Here is a 19,981-nt window from a genome sequence, read left to right as displayed (position 1 = left end):
CTATTCTTGCTCCATCCATATGGACATACATACCATTCAGATGGGCAAAGTCCGTCAGTCGTTTTAATTCTTCAGGAGTATAAATTGTTCCGAGTTCAGTACATTGAGATATATAAAGAGCTTTGGGTTGTGAATGATGCTGATCGCCGAAACCATGAAGATAAGGTTGCATGAGTTCAGGAGTCAATTTTCCATCAACTGTTATGATAGGACGAATCTGACAACCTGTCATCTTCACCGGAGAACCACATTCGTCTACATATATATGAGCAGTTTCAGCACAGAAAATAGAATGGTACGAACGAGTCATTAACTGTAATGCAACCACATTACTACCTGTCCCATTAAAAACAAACAACGGTTCACAATCGGAAGTGAAAGCTTCCTTGATCTTACGGACAGCTTCTTCTGTCCATTTGTCATCACCATAACCCAATGCATGGTCCATATTCGCCCGGTTCAACGCATCCATCACCAACGGATGCACTCCGGAATTATTATCAGAGGCAAAACTTCTCATTGTCACTTCGCTTTTTAATCGGAATGCAAAGTAACAGAATTATTTTCAGATATGTATCTTTTATCCTATATAAACATTCACACAAAGATATATATATAACTCATCATCACATTGATCAAACTCTATTTTATCTTCTCTGGACAACCAGCCTAAGGCGGCACCTAATTCTTTATCTTTTAGCCCGGACATTCTTTTCAGAACACCATAGCTCCATTTTTCATTATTACTTAACAACTGCCAAACCTTACCTGCATTCAGTCCAATCTCATTCTTATCCATTTTCTACTAAATTTTTTATAGGTTAAAACATTAAGTTACAATTTCACCTGTAAAAATAACCAATTGGTATGTCAATTGTTTATTCGTTTCCACTAAAATATTGTTACAAAGTCCCTTTTAACACAAAATAATGACGTTATACCTCCAAAAAACAGGTTCATTAGCATACATTAAAATAGAACTTTTCTCAATAAACATCTGTTATTATCTCAATTATCCATCAATAATCAATAAAGATATGGCAAAGAAAGTAGCAGATCAACTGATTGAGACATTAGCAGAATCGGGTATAGAACGCATTTATGCAGTTACCGGAGATAGCTTGAATGAAGTAAATGAAGCAGTTAGAAAAAATGATAAAATAAAGTGGATACACGTCCGACATGAGGAAACCGGTGCTTATGCTGCCGGAGCGGAAGCACAATTAACAGGTCGTCCGGGATGTTGTGCCGGAAGTAGTGGTCCGGGACATGTTCATCTGATTAATGGACTTTATGATGCACATCGATCAGGTGCACCAGTTATTGCAATTGCCTCAACGATTCCCACCAATGAATTCGGAACAGAATATTTTCAGGAGACGAATACAATTAAGCTGTTCAACGATTGCAGCTATTATAATGAAGTAGCAACCACTCCCCAACAGTTTCCCCGTATGCTTCAATCGGCTATTCAAACAGCTGTCACCCGTAAAGGTGTTTCTGTTATCGGGCTTCCGGGAGATTTGGCAAAATCCTCCGCCACCTCTGTAGATTCTTCTACTCATGCTTATCCTACAAAATCGGAAGTCTGTCCGGCAGAAGAAGATCTGGCACAATTAGCCGACCTACTGAATAAACATGAGAAAATCACACTTTTCTGTGGTATCGGTTGCCGGGGTGCACATGAAGAAGTAATTGCTCTTTCCGAAAAGTTGAATGCACCGGTTGCATACACTTTCAAAGGAAAAATGGAAGTGCAATACGAAAATCCTTATGAAGTTGGAATGACCGGACTATTGGGAATGCCTTCAGGATATTATAGTATGCATGAAGCCGAAGTGCTTGTGATGTTGGGAACTGACTTTCCTTACTCAGCTTTCCTGCCCAATGATATTAAAATAGTACAGATTGATATCAAACCGGAACGTTTGGGCCGTCGTGCCAAGTTAGCTATGGGACTGTGCGGAGATGTAAAAATGACTATCCAGGCATTACTGCGTTTACTGAATCCCAAAACTGATGATACATTCCTGCTTAAACAGTTAAAGCGATATGAAGGAGTTAAAAAAGATTTGGCTACCTATGCAGAAGATAAAGGAGAAATCAGTAAGATTCATCCTGAATATGTGATGTCAGAGATTGACAAACTGGCTTCAGATGATGCTATATTTACTGTGGACACAGGAATGACTTGTGTATGGGGGGCACGTTACTTGCAAGCAACAGGTAAACGACATATGCTGGGCTCGTTCAATCACGGTTCTATGGCAAATGCTCTGCCACAAGCTATCGGAGCAGCTTTAGCTTGTCCCGAACGGCAGGTACTGGCATTATGTGGAGACGGTGGATTATCGATGACATTAGGAGACTTACAAACTGTTGTTCAATATAAACTACCTATCAAAATCATTGTATTCAATAACCGTTCTTTGGGGATGGTCAAGCTGGAAATGGAAGTAGACGGTCTGCCGGACTGGCAAACAGATATGCTGAATCCCGACTTTGCACAAGTTGCCGGAGCGATGGGAATGACAGGATTCAATGTAAGCGATCCCGAAGAAGTATTGACTACATTATATAACGCTTTCGAAATTGACGGTCCGGTACTGATTAATATCATGACAGATCCGAATGCACTTGCCATGCCTCCTAAAATTGAATTAGGGCAAATGGTCGGTTTTGCACAATCAATGTATAAGTTATTGATTAACGGACGGACACAAGAAGTAATCGATACGATCAATTCGAATTATAAACATATCAGAGAAGTATTTTAAAGGAGAAATAAATTACTTCTAATTAGCGATTTATCACTTGTTTAATTAAGGTATAGTTTGTCTATTGATTCACTCAAGATAAAGCAGACTATACCTTTTTATATACTTCCCTAGGTAGAAATCATTTTATTTTCTTATGTTTGTAAATCATCAAAAAAAAGCATATGGAAAAGCCCGACTATTCATCTTCCTTCCGCCAACCAATGTACGCAAATAAAAAACAATGGAATCAGTTTCTTTCCATCTTCTTATTAACAGCCGGCATTGGTTTCACCGTTGCAGGAATTATCTTTTTCTTTGCCTACAACTGGGATGCACTACCGAAGTTTGTCAAATTAGGAATGGTAGAAGTATTATTAGCAACCACAGTCTTACTAACAATTTTTACCCGTTGGAATCTACTCACTAAACAGATTCTACTCACCGGAGCTACCTTTCTGACAGGTACTCTTTTTGCTGTATTCGGGCAAATTTATCAAACAGGTGCCGACGCCTATGACCTGTTCTTAGGCTGGACACTTTTCACTTTTCTTTGGGCAATTGCCATTCGTTTTGCACCACTCTGGCTGACATTTTTGGGATTACTCTGTATCACATTATGGCTCTACACCTTACAAATCATTCCCGGAGAAATCGAAAAAGTAGCATTATTGACTAATGCCGTAACATGGATTTGTGCTTTGGCAACGATTCTGGCGGAACGTATGAATGTAAAAAGGAAATTAGCAGAACAGAATCACTGGTTTATCAAAATATTGTCTGTAGCTACTATTATTCATGCCAGTTACCTGATAATCGCAGCAATTGTCGAAAAAGAGAATTTGATTTTACTCCCTTTGGCCAGTGTTATCCTTTTATTTCCCATCGGACTATGGTTTGGCTGGAAACAAAGAAATTTATTCTATCTTTCAATCATTCCTTTCGCAATCCTGATGATTTTATTATTCCTATATCTATTCCGCAGTCAATTAGGAGATACAGAACTGTTTTTGGGTGGAGGACTCATTATGATTACCGGAACTACTTTACTTATATATGCAATACTGAACTTAAAAAAGAAATGGTATGGTACAGAAGAATAGCCTGACAATACAAGTCTTATCAATCATCGGAGGAATCCTGACAGCCATTCTTTTCCTGGGATTCCTTGCAGTTAGTTCTTTGATTAAATCGCAGGACGCAGCATTAATAATAGGAATTATATTAATTATTAGTACGCTTACCATCAACCGCTTTTCCATAGCTTCCTTTCTGGATGCTATGAATATTACCTTGTACATAGCCGGAGGTATGCTAATAGCTTATGGACTCAGCCGGGACTTGGATATCCTTTTCATAGTACTTGCCGGAATCAGTATTCTCACTTTCCTATTATCGAAAGGATTCATTCTCCCTTTCCTCTCAGTTATCTTGTTTGTCATATCTCTCATCGGAGAAGTCATTCATTTATCTTCTTCATGGAAACTGTTGGAAGTCGGTGTGATCCTCATTTTAGGAACTTTCCTTCTGACAAATGTATACGAAACGAGGGTCTCTCTCTTTTTTAAGAAGCATATTGCCAAATATAGACCGTTCCATGCCGGACTATTTGTTTGCTGTATTGTTTTATTAGCAGTATTATCCATCCGTTCCTGGATCATTGATACCGACTTTTTCTGGATATCATCCATTGCCATTTGGATAGGAATCTTTATCATTACCCGACAAATCATGAAAGTAATGGAAGTGCAGTCTACAACCAAACAGGTAGGAGTTTATGCTATTTGTCTCATTATCTGTCTACCCACCCTATTTGCCCCATACTTATCAGGTAGTCTGTTTCTTATCCTGATCTGTTTTCACTATGGTTACCGGGCGGAGTGTGCTACCTCACTTCTATTATTCATCTATGCCATCTCCAAATACTATTATGATTTAAGCCAAAGTCTGCTTGTAAAGTCCATCACCCTCTTCTTCACAGGAATTGCTTTACTAATTGCATGGCATTACTTCACTCAAAAAAGAACGAAACATGAAAAGATATAGCCGGATACTGATTATCGTAAACCTTATCCTTCTATTAGGATACTTCAATTGGTCTGTTTATCAAAAGGAAAAGATATTGGAAAACGGGCAACTGTTGTTATTGCAATTAGCTCCGGTTGATCCCCGTTCTCTGATGCAAGGAGATTATATGCGCCTCAGCTACGAGGAAGCAAGATCAGAACTGATACAGGAAAATACACCTGCACATGGATACGCTATTCTGAAAACAGACAGTAACCAAGTGGGACAAGTCATTCGCCTGCAAGAAAATCTGGAGCCTATATCAAAAAATGAGCTGGCTATCAAATATAAAGTAATTGATTCCCGGTTATTCTTTGGGGCAGAATCTTTCTTTTTTGAGGAAGGGCAAGCCGATGTCTATGAAAACGCCGTTTACGGAGGATTAAAAGTGGATAGAAAAGGACAAAGCCTGCTGATCGGATTGTATGATGAGAAATTTCAATTGATTCAACCGAAGTCTAATAAATAGTTATCCATCAAAAGAAAACAACCGATATCCATTCACAGATAGCTATAATGTCATTATAAAAGAGTGACGGTATATGGTCAGGATGGCGTCACCATCCTAACCATATACCGTCACCTTCTTCATAGGATACCGTCACTATCTTAGAAAGACAGTTTCTGGCCTTTTTAAAAGTTCCGAAAACTAAATTTACACTTCTTCAATATGTAAGCAATAATTGCTTATTTCTCTGTTAGGAACATAGGCTGTAATAACTGCAAATCTATTTCCTGCTGAGGTTTGAATTTGTCTGAAGCCATATATTCCAACAAACTTTGTCTGAACTGCGCTACAGATAATCGGGTATCCAAATCCGTCTCTAAATCAACACTACAAACCATCAGCTTGCCTTTACCGACCTTCCCTTCAAAAAGCATTCCCAATTTTCGATTTTCAAACCAGTCGTCGATGATATATACCAACGGGCGGAAATCATGTGGGAAATCGTCCATTACCATCGCATTGCAATTCACGGCAAGGTCTTTCCACTGGAAATCGGAGTACCCGTCGTTGGGGAAAGAAGCAAAGGCGTCGTGTTTGGGATCGCACAAGAAACCTAAAGTGTGGGGAGGCTGATGTCCGCTCCATGCCAAATTCCAGAAAATCGGTGTAAACGCAACTACCGTATTTCCCCCTTTTTCCTGAGCTACTTTCCCATGCGAAAGCAACAGTACATTTTCTCCCTGAGCCAACTTGGAAATTGCCATATTCAGATTTGAAGTAATATATGGCATCTTTTCAACCACTTTCTTTTCTGCCGGATATACCCATATATGCCAATTGTTTGCAATTTCCGTATCTTTAACACCAACTTCTAGTGTCAACTGCGTAGGCACGGTTATATCACTCAAAGCACAGTCGATGTCCCCTACCCTTATTCCGCTTCCGATTGGAAGGTCACATTGGAAAGAACCCGACTTGAAAGCTTCACCTGACTTCTTCACCAATTTCCATTCTACAGTAACTCCACGTAATGGTTTCTCTGCATATTGAGCAAACTCAACGCTTGCCTTAAAGTGCTCATCATTCGTCAAAATCTGCTTTGGCATTCTAACTAAAGGTACAATCTGGTTACAGAACTGACTATATTCCTTTTCATCCACATATCCCTTGTTTTCCCAAAAAGCATTCAAGACACCTACCAAAGCCGTTCCTTGTCCCGGAAAATCATGCAGGTCCAATAACTGAAAACCTCCTAACTCTTCTGTCCTTAATGCCATCTCTATTTCCGCCTTATAGCATAATGTCTGCAAACGTCCGGAAGCATATAAGAATTTCTCTCCCATATCTTCCATTCCAGCTTCTTTCAACGTCTCCTTAAAAATTTCAAAGTTCTTCGCTTTTAAGACACCTTTGTATTGATCTATTTCCTTAAAATCGGGATAAACACAGTATTGACCTATCTCATGACTGACCGTCGGCATCTCTTTACCAATCCCTTGATGGTCATAGTCTGTACGCGGCACGGAAGTGTTAATTATATTATTCGGAAATCCACCCACACGCGGATTAGGTGTATTGAAATAATCAGCATTTGAGATATAGGGCCACCCCGCAGCACCAGTATACAACCTTCTGTCGTCTTTTTGCTTCCAATGATCGATAAGGGCATGCAAATAATGCGACTGATTGCCACCTCCCGGCTCATTGCCATAAGCTAGCATGCAGAAAGAAGGATGATTGCCATATTCTTTCAATATACGATCGCTCTCTCTCTTAAGCCATACATCCTGCTTAAGTCCGTCTCCTATCAACGCCCAGCCACCGCATTCTACCTGCAAATACATTCCAAGGCTATCCGCCACATGGAAAGCCGCTTCCGGAGGGCACCAAGAATGAAAGCGAACATGATTCAACCCATACTTTTGACAAGTAGTGTAGATTTTAGCCCAATACTCATTATCCATAGCCGGATAACCCGTATTCGGGAAAATGCAGCATTCCAATGTACCGCGAAGAAAGGCGGGGCGACCATTAATGGTGAAATGACTACCATCCGTTTTAAAATCACGGAATCCAAAATCCACAGTTTTCACACTATTACCGTCATGAGAATCCAACACAGCCTGCAATTGATACACATTAGGAGTAAACTCAGACCACGGCTCCACTTCATCATTCCATACAAGAGTGGTTTCTATACAATCTCCACCATCGGGCGTCACCTCTATCTTCTTCTTTAAGACAGTGCTTCCCTTCAAAGATACCTTCAACGATAAGTCCACATTCTCCGGCTTTCCGTCCAAATATACCTTTACGACAGCTTTCCTGTCCTTAAGGTCGGGATAGATCTGGATATCCTCAATAGCCAATGAGGGAAGAGCGCGCATATTCATCTTTCCGATCACTCCATTCCAATTGGATTGAGTGTGGTCGGATACACTGTGAGCGTTCCTGCCGACATCCACATTCACGCGGTTATCGACCCTCAGCGTCAGCACGTGCTTTCCCGGAGCTAAGGAAGCGATCACATACTGATGAGGAGTGTGCAAGGCGTCCCGGCATCCGACCCGTTGTCCGTCTATGTAAAAAGTAGTCTCCCAGTGAGTACGCTCAAAGTCAAACTGAATCCGCTTGCCTTGCCATGACTCTGGTATCTCAATATCTTTCTGATACCACGCTACGCCCACATAATGCTTGTCAGGAGTCAGCCAAAAAGGTATTTTAATATTTCCCGGCTCACGAAACTTAGCGTATCTATCTTCCGTATACCATGATTTATTATTCACATCTCCCGTCCATTGCGTATTGACACTAACGTCATCCCCCTTTCCCTGTGCTTGTAATGAACCGGGTAAATTTACCCATTCTTCAAAAGTCCTTTCGGCCCAACGCTCGGTTTCTCCTACATCGTTCCTGTCTAAAGCAAATCTCCACTCACCTGCTAACGAACAATCTCTATCCGTATTCGTCTGACAAGCATATATTCCACACAAAGCCAGTGTAAATAAACCAATTTTTAATAAATTATTCTTCATTTGTCTGTTTTTATTAATTTAGCATACTACATTTATCTTAATAATCTCATTATTACTTTTGTTCTATACCATATATATTTATCTCTGAGAAGGCGACACAATCGTTTGCATTAAGACTTTCAGTAATTTCAATCTTTACATATTTCCCTTCAGTCGGAGTAATGCTAAACATCTGTACAGCATCAGTATCCGCAATGGTAAATGTTCCGACATTAACCCAAGAGTCTCCATTATTGCTCACATAAAAATTACCACGATGAGCATTTATAATACCTAATCTACGTTGTAACATAACCTGAGTAAATGTGTGTGTCGCTTTAGTATCAACAGTCAACACATGCGGTAATGGAGCAAATCCTCCGTCCCATTTAGAATGCCAATAGGTATTAATGTTACCGTCAAAGACATTGGTAGCCGCTCCGTTTCCACTTCCTTCTACAGTCTCTGAGCTCGGTATAACAGTCCATCCTTTCCTATCCAGTTGCTTACCTACAATACGAAAAGCTAATACATACAAATCTTTACCTTCCGCAGGAGCAAACATCGAGGTCTCCTTTAAACGGATAGGCAACATATAATCACCAGGTTGTAAATTGGCTTCATCAATAGTAACTTCTAATAACGTTTCTGTTGTTCCCTTCGGCAAAGACATCTGTTCTGACAGTACGTAACTATTACTATCTAACATTCTAAATGAAGTTTCATGTTCCTCATTATATGTATTTACATACCCAGCATCTATTGTGAAATTACAAGTTATGTCCCACGATGTATTCTCTACATCAAGCTGAAACGGGATTTTTTGCACAAAGGTTTCTACTGCCCCATATTGCCTTTCCAGCACGCTTATATTGGTATTAGAGAATTGTATCGTTGGAGTAACTATTTCTTTAAACTGTAGAAATACACTATTTCTATCCGCATTTACCGAATCCTCTTCACTGACAACATATAAAGGCAAAGTCCAAACCGCAGTAGGATCTGTCTCCATTTCCTCCTTTAACATTTCAGGATCAACAGCAACTGTCACGGTTTTATAACGGTCTTCCGAAGAAAACTCCATGTGAGTATTTTCTAAAGAATATACATTCTCTGTCAGCAGTTTATAGTTAACACCTTCCAGTTCGCCATATAGCCGGGTTAATTCTTCTTGCGACAAAACCTTTACCTCCGCTGTAGCCGACAAATCCGGATTACTTCCACTCTTGACTACCGCATAATCAAACCGATTCTTTTCACCTGTATTATATAATACAAGTTCCTCTTTACCTGTTGTTTGCATATAAAGGATCTTATTGTACATTTCCGGTATTTGTTTGTCAATATCGTATTCATCCCTATTACAGGATGTAAAAATAAGACCTTCTATTATGCAAAGAAATAAATATAGTATTTTTTTCATAACTCTTTTTATTAAATGGGTTAATATCCTGGAGACTGAAGCAATTGAGGATCATTGGCAACCTCTGTCCATGCAATAGGCCATAAATACATGCGATTATCCCATTGGAACGGTTGATTGATAACTGTCCGTTTATTAAATTCCTCAAACGAAGGATCCTTTCCTGCTCCCAACAAATTCAATCCTTCACGTGCACCAGCCTTTAGTTGCTGAGGAGCCAGCAGCCAACGACGTACATCATAGTAACGGTGTCCTTCACCCCAAAGCTCAATAAAACGCTCACTACGTACCCAGTCAGTAATTGTCATTCTGGAAGCTGCAACATCCTGCTCAGATAATTTCTTTACTCCAGCACGCTCACGAATCCGATTTAAATACTTTAAAGCATTACCTACCTCACCTTTTGCTGCATAACATTCTGCCACATTCAAATATAATTCAGCCAAACGAAATAATGGTTTTGCCCAATTTTCATTATTACCTTGACCTGTTACTGCAGAATATTGCACTTTTGGAGATATATATTTTTTAGTAAGATAACCCCCTTCAATATAATTATGCCCATTTTGATCCCATCCATAACCTTGAGCTTTACTACTCATCATATTAATAGTCAAAGGTTTACCATCCCTCATAAGAGGAGAATAATCATCTCCATCAAACGAGAATGTCGCATAAAAACGAGGCTCCCTATTTACATTCAGTTTAATCACGTTCTCATGTCCTGTCAATAAAATCCCCGCTTTCTCGAAACGAGCGTCTACTTGCGGAAAACTCAAGTCATTATCAGGAAGTAATCCATCTTTCGTATAAAAATGCTCTATAGAATAAAGAGTAGGATTAATAGCTCCCCAACCATCTGCCCAACTGTTATCAGCCTCATTATAACAAATTATACGAGGGGGACATTGAGCAAAAGTCCATCTGCTATTATCTCCTTGAGGAATCACCCCCCAGATCATTTCCTTATTACCATCATCCTCATTTGAAGAAGTAACAGAACGAAGCATTAACACCCGTTTAGCAAACTCCTTTCCTTCTACAGTAGAAGTATCCACCCCTGCAATATAAGGAATAGGCACATCACGTATATTGCTCGGTAAGTTATCCATATCTACCAACTTCCGCTCTCCTGTACTTTCCGCCACTTCCAAAGCCCTTAAATTAGCCTGCAAAGCACGATCCCACTTACTCTTATCTTCTTGATGGCTTACCAATTCATAACCATATCCAGGAGTCTCATAATTCATATTTTTCCAATCCGGATAAGGGAATTTACCATTCCACAAAGGAGAAGCGGCATATAATAACAAACGCCCTTTCAGCGCCAATGCAGCAGACTTGGTGGCACGTCCCCAATCGTCTGCCTTACCCACATCAGGAAGAACATTGATTGTTTCGTCACTCAACTTCTGATTACAGATATAATCTACTACATAGTCAAAATGAGAACGTCCAGGAAACTCTCCAGGTAATGTAGATTGTGGCATACGGTCATCCATAATGGGAATAGGTCCGTACATCTCCAATAAACGAAAATGATAGTATGCTTTTAAAAATTCAATTTCCGCTCTCCAACGAGTCTTATCCTCTTCAGTTGCTCCTGTAGGATTTGATTGATTTAACAACTTTAAAAACATATGACATTGCCCTAAATAATTGTAACAATCTCCCCAATAACCTGCCGCATCCGTTTCTGAATAAAGATTCCATGCAGCTTTTTGACATTTATCTTGCCAGAATTTTGATATAACAGACTCATCATTTGCCCATTCATAAGTTAAATACCCCATAGGACTTGTTGACTCTACAGCTATATAACAAGAGTTAATGAAGCCTATCGCATCCCCTCTATCTTTCATTGTATCAGTTGCAGTAGGCTGCTCAGGAGGTACCACGTCCAAATAATCACATGCCACACACAAGCCTGATAAAAAAGAGACCATCATTATAACTTTTTGAAAAGTATATTTCATAATTCAGAACTTTTATATTAATTAAATATTAACTTGTACACCCATATTAAATGTTCGTTGTAATGGATAAGAATTCCATCCTAGTTCCGGATCCCATAGTTTAAAAGGACTCCATACAGCCAAATTATCAGCACTAAAGAAAATACGACAATGTGGTAATGTATATCCAAGCTCTAAAGTTTTAAACCGAATAAAATTACCATTGCGTAGCCAATGAGTACTTGGTTGAGTATTATTATCAATATCTGTATGCCTTAATCCCAATCTTGGGAACTGAGCGTTCGCATTCGGATTATCTATCGACCAATGGTCATCCGCAATACATTTCATAACGTTGTTGTTACGCCATCCAAATGCGGTCATAGCTTCATTAATCATGATTTTCCGTTGAGCTGACCCATTGAAAAAGACTCCAAAGTCAAACTTCTTATAAGCAAGATTCACCCCAAAGCCATATTGAATACGAGGCATAGAACCATAAGGAGAAATCGTTATAGCATCAGAACCATTGATTATTCCATCCCCATTAAGATCCGTATATTTTATATCACCTGGTTTTGGCTGACTACCTAATCCCGTCTGATCCGGCCAATGTTTAATTTCGTCCTCACTAGTAAAATAGCCTTCTGAAACATATCCCCAAATATAACTGAGTGGCAATCCGTCTTTTCTTGTCCATACCGTTTCATATTTAGGTTCGTCAAAGTAGACATACCTATTTTTATTATAAGTAAAAGTACCCCGAAACTCCATCGATAGATCTTTTGCAATCTTTTTCCTCCAGTTTGCGGTCAGTTCCACTCCATGATTATCCACTTCTCCCACATTACTCCATGGAGTTGCACCACCATATCCCATCAATATGGGCCAAGATCCACGTCTCATGAATATTTTATGACGATGATCATAAAACCAATCAAAAGTCAGGTTCAATTGATTAAAAAGTTCCATATCTACACCGATATTCAATTTATTCACACGTTCCCAACAAGCATTTTCTACCGCATACGTACTAAAATTAGGTCCTACATAATAATATCCACCGTCATATCCAGTGTGAAAACCTCCTCCATTCAAATTAACATTATCCACATACAAGAAATGCCCCGCACCTTCATCCATTCCATCATTACCAACAACACCATAAGAAGAGCGTATCTTCAAAAAACTGACATAGTCCTGCAACGGTTCCCAAAAATCCTCGCCATTGGGAACCCATCCCACAGACATTGCAGGGAAAAATTCAAACCGTTCTCCTTTTTTTAAGCGTTCTGTTCCATTATAGCCAAAGTTAAACTCAGCCAAATATTTATGTCCATAATCATAAGTAAAACGCCCTGAGAAGCCTTGTAATCGATTGGGACGAACCCCACTTCTACTTTCACGTTGCATATACATCAGCATACCCGTTACATTATGATTGCCGAATGTTCTATTGTAATCCAAACGAGCATCTAAATAAAATACCTGACCTGACCGATATCCATTATCATGCTCATTAATATAGTCAGTACCTGAGGTACCTACTCGTTCTAAATCATATACATCCGGAGAATCAACATGCCATGTATCTTTCACCATCCGATAATAATACGGGTCAATAGAACGAGTATAGTCTGTTATAGACCAATTATTGAAGTTGACAAGAGTTGTCGCTTTTAATCCCTCTGTAATAAAGCTAAAATCTTGCTCTATACTCAATATATTATATATCGAATTAGTATTATCTTCTTTAAAACCACTGAGCATTTTAGCATATGGATTAGTATATAAATCATTATTAGATACAATCCAATTATTACCAAACCGAATATGTTCATCACCTTCACGAGCAGGGAAAGTGGCAGGGAAAGCCGTAGGATTAGTATCACGTGCAGCACTAAACAAATCGTTGACTCCATAAGACGGACCTTTCCAATTATAAATCTGAGCATTCATCTTTAAACCAATCTTAGTAGTTGGAGTCAAATTATAAGCTATATTATTCTGAAAAATGTAAGTCCAATGATTTATATTATTATCATAAGAATATGTTTTCGGGATATCCAGCATACCAGTATCATGATTTACCTGCAAACTCATATAATACGTCATTCGAGCACCACCACCAGATATATTGATATTGGCACGCTCGTTCCATGTATAATCCTTGAACATCATTTCCTGCCAATCCATATTCGGATAACGATACGGGTATTTATGGCTACGAGTCAAGTCAATATCTTCTTGAGAATATACAGCACCACCATCACGAGCTATAGATGCCTCATTATATACTTCCATCCAACGTGCACCGTCCACATATTCTACAAACTGCATAGGCTGTTGTACAGAAGCCTCAAAATTGACATTGATTTTTGCTTTTTGATTCAACTCACCACTCTTTGTTGTCACCAAAAGCACTCCATTCGCTCCTCGCGCACCATATATAGCCGTAGCAGAAGCATCCTTCAGCAAAGAAAAGCTCTCTATATTTTCAGAAGGAACACGGTCTAAATCTCCTGCAGATATTTCTATTCCATCCAACAAAATCAGCGGTGTGGTACGTCCTGCAAAACTGCCAATACCACGAATATAAAATCCGGCAAAAGATCCGGCTTCCCCACCATTAGTATAAGCAATAATACCTGCCAGTTTTCCAGCCAAATTATTTGTTAATGAGGAGGTAGGAGTTCGTAAATCAGAACCCTTGATAGTCGTAATAGCTCCCGTAACAGAAACCTTTTTCTGTATACCAGCACCAACAACTACCACCTCGTCCAACATTTCATTATCTGATTCCATTTTAATCTTAATCTCTCCCTGATCGGAAATCAAAACAGTTTGTGTCTTATACCCCACATAACTAATTTCAAGTATTGTATTTTTCCCTTTAGAAACCTGAATCTCAAAATGTCCTTCTGAATCGCTAATAACTCCAACGTTTGTTCCTTTAATTTTGATAGTTGCTCCAATGATAGGAACATTGTCAGTATTATCTACAATCGTACCGAATACAGTTCGTGTCTGTACTTTCTGTTGCATATTTTCAAGTACTTCTGCATTTTCCATGTGTACTGCGATAGCTATGCTATCAACTGCCTTTACAGAAATAGGGCATGCCAATAATAAGCAAAACAAAGGACACTTTAACCAACCCGTATTTTTCAATATATATTTCTTTCTCATGTTTTCATTCTGAATTAGATAGTTATAAATAGCTTATTTTACGAATTCAATTTTTCAGTTTTTGTTTTTTAGTTCTCAAACTAATAAACAAAAGACCATACATAAGCATACAATATTTTCTATTGGCTCTCTTTCACGGAGGAACCATATTTACATTATAGAACATAAGCATTCTTTTTATATTTACACTAACATTTACTTATCAGATGAGTTAAGGATAGAATTCCCAGATGGTTAATATCCGTTTTCTCTATCTCATGCAGTAACCTGATGGCTTTTTCTTTTTGCCGTAGTCCCCAATATCCTAATGCCATCATGTATTTGCAGTGAATCACATTACGCACACTCAAATCATCTTCCCAAATTAACAGATCGGGTAAGGATACGGCAAAATAATCTACTTTTATCTTATCGAACAGATGTTTTTCTCCGTATGAGACTAATTTATGAAAACGCCCGTTAGCTTCATCTATACGACCTAATTTTAACAGGGCTAATCCCTGATAGAAGATCTTATCCGATTTGGCATCATTATAATATAAGGCTGCTGCAGGTTCGGTGGGACCTATGACAGCTTGTTTCCAACAAGTTATCGCTATTTCTTCTTGACCGAGCACCTCATAAGCACATCCTAAAAAGTAGTAAAAATCATTTTCTTGTGCACCATGCAGCTTACCTTCCCCCAAATGATGCGGATATTCCAAGCACTCTTTCAACAACGTAACCGCATCATCAATCTTACTTGTTGCCAACGCCTCTTTCGCCAACTCTAAACGGGCAAACTGATATTGGGCAGAAACTTTCCCTTCACCACCTTCCCAAGGATGAAAAATATGAGCGTCGAGAAGTTCTTTAGCTTTTTCATATTCACCGATCTGATTCAACAAAGTTATCTTTTCCAATACCAAATCGTCACGTTGCATAATTAATTCAGGATACTGCTGCAAAAAAGCCAAGCGGTCTGCATGTGAACGACACATACGTTTATAAAGCTGATCAAGTTCCATTAGAATACGTGCATCCGTCGGATTGAGTTGAAAAGCACGCTCCATGTATTCCATTGCTTTTGCCTTCTCATCTCTTTTATTGAAATAGGCTAAAGCTAAATTACGCCATACGGTCGGAAACTTATCATCCAATTTGATGGAAGTTTCCCATGCTTCAATGGCCAGATTATATTGCCTTTTGTCATAATATAAATTACCCAAATAGTGAGAAGCTTTTGCATCACATGAATTCTCTTTCATAGCACATCGCAAGGCAAGAATTGCTTCCAGACGGTTAGGGAAACAATAGTCCGGACATATGTTGGCTGCATCTGCAAATGCTTGCTGTACCCCATCAAATTCTCCTTGCAACAGACTCCATCCTACATAATAATAAGTCATCGGAGTGATAGCAGCCTCATCGATCGCTACTTTCCATAAAAAAACCGCTTCCGTCCAGCAACCGGCTCCACAGTAATCAAGTGCTATTTCATCATAGTTGTGAGCCTCCTTGCGTAGCATTCCTTTCAAAACAGCCAAGTCTTCAGAAGCATTGGTAATCAAATACTTCTCATAATAACAACCAAAATTGAATTTATCAATCGATAATGAGTCTTTAATCCATTGCATGGCTTCTTCTCTCCTACCCATCCGACGGAGAATTACTATTTTCAAAGCGCGGGCTTTATGGTTATGCCAATTACGAATCAACGAATGATTTATTTCATCCAAAGCGTCTTCCAAACGTCCCTGCATTACAGAAATCTGGGCACATGCAAAATAACCGGCGTCTTGCCAAGCCGCATTCCAACATGACTTGTAAAACCAATCATAAGCCTCACTGATTTTCCCCTGATACTTCAATGCAAGTCCCAGATTATAAATCGGTTCTCCATCGTAAGGATTCGGATTACGTTTCTGTAAAGTTTTTACAGCTGTCCGCAAATACGGTTCGGCTTTATCAAAACATCCTTTGCGAATATACCACAAACCAAGTGCATTGTTGTTGCGAACATCGATCGGATCACGGCGTAGAGCTTCTTCATAGTAATCCACCGGATTATAAGTAGCGTGCCTATACTGCTCCAAATGCAAACCTGTCAGATAAAGTTGCTCCGTTGTTTTTATTTCTTCCGGTAACAATGCAGCTTCTGCCGCGTCGGGAATAGGTTTCACTTCATCCAGTTCCGCATGCCATGATAGCAATTCTGTTCCATCTCCAAAGATTCCAAGAGTCAATTCACTAAAATCTTCTCCCCCTGTACTTACTGTTTCATCCAGCAGATTTTCCGGAGTAATAGTAACCTCTTTATTGAAATAAACGTTACCGTCTTTCCCTTTCAAAACCACTGTCACAGTCTGGTTGGAAGTAGCAAATATTTTAAATCTCACTTGATGTTCATCTACCGGATCAATATTCATCAGTAAGTCTTTACTTACATTTTTTACAATTCCTAACTCCCGGTATGGCAAAAAGTACTGGACAAAACTCTTTTCTTCATAAGGTTGCAGCCATGTAAAATCCGGTTGGTTCTCAGTATATACACCTGCCATAAGCTCAATGTATGGTCCGTCCTCATCAGTCAGGTTGCGATCCCATGCCCGGCCGAAATCACCATTTCCCCATGTCCATTGCTTTTTACCCCGAGAAATGTGATGGTTGGCTACGTGCAGCATACCTGCACGGGTATCATTTTCATAACCGCCCACAAAGTTGAAGCGGGAATTAACGGCCATATAAGAAGTAGGGACTTTAATATTCTTATAATTTGAAATATCTACACCTGCCGAATAATCCATTTTATAATAAGTCCCCGTAGCAACCGGAAAACTTGACACTGCACGTTTACCATGATCAAATACAGCGTTAATATCGGGGGGAAATACACTTTGATAATAGTCATTTACTGCTACCGCCGGATTTGCCCACCACAAGAATGTCTGTGGTATCTCTGTACGATTATAAAGGACTCCTTTAATCTCAAGATAAGCATGTCCGGGACGAAGTGTGAAACCTGCCATCCCTTTCTGATGGAACATACGTTCCATTTCACTTACCCATATCGTAACACTGCCATCTTCATTCTCTTCAATAGCTACATCTACCGGCATAAAGGTGCTGGGACGATGATGTTGGGGCCAATTAAACTCTATACCTCCTGAAATCCACGGACCGGTCAATCCCACCAAAGCCGGTTTGATCACATGATTATAATAAATAAAATGACGTTGCTTGATTTTATCGTATGCCATCTGTATACGACCACCCAACTCAGGCAGTATCATCACTTTAATATATTCGTTCTCCAGAAAATACGCGTCATACTCTTTATCAACCTTCTCATCGGAGATCGATTCAATGACAGGATAGGGATAAACCACCCCGCTACTACCTTGATAAACGCGCTTCTCTAAGAAAATCGGATTCTTTTCCGGTCTCCCGATCTCATAGGTAGGAATTACCTTTTTTTCTTTCCATGCTCTTACCATACTATCAATTATTACTATTTATTAACGCGATTCTGAAAAGCCTTATTCCAGACTTTCATGTTCTTTATTTTACTAATCGTTTGGGAAATAAACAGACAAAGAGTACCCGTGACAAGGAAAAGTAGCTTTTCCCTGCCTTATCTATTTACCAAACTTATATCAACCTTATTTAATCAGCCCGTGATATGCAAAGCTTTATTTTATTAATTCTTTTTCCAATGCCTCCAGCGATTTTCCTTTTGTTTCAGGAAGCCTGCGAAGAAACCAAAAACCGGCTATACAAATTAAGCCATAGATCCAGAACGTACCGCTACTTCCCAAGAAACTATTTAGTAAAGGAAATGTATATGTCAAAATGAAACTAGCTACCCATAATGCAAATGTACAGGTTGCCATAGCTACAGCACGTATACGATTGGGAAATATTTCAGCAAGTAGTACCCAGGTGATAGGTCCTAAAGACATAGCATAACATGCTATTGCCATTACTACCAGCACTATCATGAAAAAACCGCTGACTTGAAAGAAATAACATGTACCTAAAATCAAATAAATGCCAGCTAACCCTCCGGCTCCGATAAGCATGAGTACACGACGTCCTAAGCGTTCCACTGTATAGATAGCTACAAAGGTAAAGATTACATTCGCCACCCCCGTTATCACAATATTGAAAAGTACATCACCCAGTGAGTATCCTGCGGACTGGAATATTTCCTGAGCATAATTAAAGATCACATTTGTACCGCACCACTGTTGAAATACGGCTATGACAATACCAAAGATCAATACCTTACGATACGGCCGACTGAATAACAACCGTAATCCACCTCCATTTTTTCCTGTAGCAGTTGTCTCTTGCAACAAACGAAGTTCTTGTTCCGCATAACTTTTCCCTCCAATTTTACAAAGTATATTTTCAGCCTTTTTCTGCTTATCCTTCATGGCCAACCAACGGGGACTTTCTGGAATGAAACAAGTAAGTAATAAGAATAGTGCTGCCGGAAAAGCTGCTCCCCAAAACATCCATCGCCATCCCATTTGTCCATTCCAGGATGCAGCAATGTCCGCACTGGTAAAGTCTGCCGGAATAGGATCGGCAATCAGCCAATTGGCTATTTGTGCTCCAAGAATACCTAATACTATAGTCAGTTGATTCAATGAAACTAATTTACCGCGAATTGAAGTCGGAGCCACCTCTGCAATATACATAGGTGAAAGACCTGAAGCAATACCGATGCCTATACCTCCCAAAAAACGAGCAATCAAAAACCAGCTAAATACAGAAAAAACTCCGGTGGCATACGCGGAAACCAAAAATATAATAGCTGAAACCATCAAAAGAGGTTTTCGTCCGTAACGGTCGGCCAACATACCACTTAGCATCGCACCGATCAGACACCCCAACAATGCTACACTCATAGCCAATCCTTGCATTGTAGGTATATCGGCAATATCAAAATAAAGTTCATAGAAAGGTTTTGCACCTCCAATCACTACCCAATCATATCCGAACAACAGTCCTCCCATTGCTGAGACCAGACAGATAAAATAAACGAACTTCTTATTATAATTCTTCATATCACTAGAACTTAGATTAATTAACGCTACAAAAATAATACGAATCAAAAATAGAAAAAATAGAGGATCATCTTA

The 19,981-nt window shown here is 39.3% G+C and carries 12 protein-coding genes; 4 read left to right on the top strand and 8 right to left on the bottom strand.

The window, feature by feature from the left end:
• Nucleotides 1-520, bottom strand: a 520-nt coding sequence (locus tag PHO71_RS18720; RefSeq protein WP_300206253.1) for a low specificity L-threonine aldolase, incomplete at its 3' end; no start/stop codon positions are given.
• Between the two features lie 60 nt (nucleotides 521-580).
• Nucleotides 581-799, bottom strand: coding sequence for a winged helix-turn-helix domain-containing protein (locus tag PHO71_RS18715; RefSeq protein ID WP_300206251.1), 219 nt, complete (start codon nucleotides 797-799; stop codon nucleotides 581-583).
• A gap of 238 nt (nucleotides 800-1,037) precedes the next feature.
• On the opposite strand from PHO71_RS18715, the gene PHO71_RS18710 reads away from it, so the two are divergent.
• The 4 genes from PHO71_RS18710 to PHO71_RS18695 all read left to right on the top strand — a co-directional run bounded on the left by PHO71_RS18710 (nucleotide 1,038) and on the right by PHO71_RS18695 (nucleotide 5,292).
• Nucleotides 1,038-2,777: a thiamine pyrophosphate-dependent enzyme gene (locus PHO71_RS18710; protein ID WP_300206249.1), complete on the top strand. Its 1,740-nt coding sequence runs from the start codon at nucleotides 1,038-1,040 to the stop codon at nucleotides 2,775-2,777.
• 164 nt (nucleotides 2,778-2,941) lie between these two features.
• Entirely contained in the window at nucleotides 2,942-3,859 is a 918-nt protein-coding gene (locus PHO71_RS18705) for a DUF2157 domain-containing protein (RefSeq protein ID WP_300206247.1), read from the top strand.
• Complete coding sequence (locus PHO71_RS18700) at nucleotides 3,843-4,802, top strand: DUF4401 domain-containing protein (RefSeq protein WP_300206246.1); 960 nt, start codon at nucleotides 3,843-3,845, stop codon at nucleotides 4,800-4,802. Before PHO71_RS18705 ends, PHO71_RS18700 begins: the two co-directional genes overlap by 17 nt.
• Complete coding sequence (locus PHO71_RS18695) at nucleotides 4,789-5,292, top strand: GDYXXLXY domain-containing protein (protein ID WP_300206244.1); 504 nt, start codon at nucleotides 4,789-4,791, stop codon at nucleotides 5,290-5,292. The genes PHO71_RS18700 and PHO71_RS18695 overlap by 14 nt, the downstream gene beginning before the upstream one ends.
• A 218-nt stretch (nucleotides 5,293-5,510) precedes the next feature.
• Here PHO71_RS18695 and PHO71_RS18690 read toward each other — a convergent pair whose 3' ends face one another.
• From PHO71_RS18690 to PHO71_RS18665, 6 genes are all read right to left on the bottom strand, one after another.
• Nucleotides 5,511-8,306: a sugar-binding domain-containing protein gene (locus PHO71_RS18690; RefSeq protein WP_300206242.1), complete on the bottom strand. Its 2,796-nt coding sequence runs from the start codon at nucleotides 8,304-8,306 to the stop codon at nucleotides 5,511-5,513.
• Between the two features lie 52 nt (nucleotides 8,307-8,358).
• Nucleotides 8,359-9,708 carry a DUF1735 domain-containing protein gene (locus tag PHO71_RS18685; RefSeq protein ID WP_300206240.1) on the bottom strand — a complete coding sequence of 450 codons (1,350 nt, stop codon included), beginning with the start codon at nucleotides 9,706-9,708 and terminating at the stop codon, nucleotides 8,359-8,361.
• Nucleotides 9,709-9,728: 20 nt separating this feature from the next.
• On the bottom strand, nucleotides 9,729-11,684 hold the full coding sequence (locus PHO71_RS18680) for a RagB/SusD family nutrient uptake outer membrane protein (protein WP_300206238.1): 1,956 nt from the start codon (nucleotides 11,682-11,684) through the stop codon (nucleotides 9,729-9,731).
• 21 nt (nucleotides 11,685-11,705) lie between these two features.
• The gene (locus PHO71_RS18675) at nucleotides 11,706-14,852 is read right to left on the bottom strand and encodes a TonB-dependent receptor (RefSeq protein ID WP_300206236.1); all 3,147 of its coding nucleotides are present in this window, start codon (nucleotides 14,850-14,852) and stop codon (nucleotides 11,706-11,708) included.
• Between the two features lie 188 nt (nucleotides 14,853-15,040).
• Entirely contained in the window at nucleotides 15,041-18,328 is a 3,288-nt protein-coding gene (locus tag PHO71_RS18670) for a DUF5107 domain-containing protein (RefSeq protein WP_300206234.1), read from the bottom strand.
• A 195-nt stretch (nucleotides 18,329-18,523) separates the two neighbouring features.
• Nucleotides 18,524-19,906: a sugar porter family MFS transporter gene (locus tag PHO71_RS18665; protein ID WP_300206232.1), complete on the bottom strand. Its 1,383-nt coding sequence runs from the start codon at nucleotides 19,904-19,906 to the stop codon at nucleotides 18,524-18,526.
• Between the last annotated feature and the right edge of the window lie 75 nt (nucleotides 19,907-19,981).

Source organism: Bacteroides sp. (assembly GCF_028690125.1).
In the GTDB taxonomy this organism is placed as follows: Bacteria; Bacteroidota; Bacteroidia; order Bacteroidales; family Bacteroidaceae; genus Bacteroides.
This window is presented reverse-complemented; position numbering and strand designations above follow the sequence as displayed.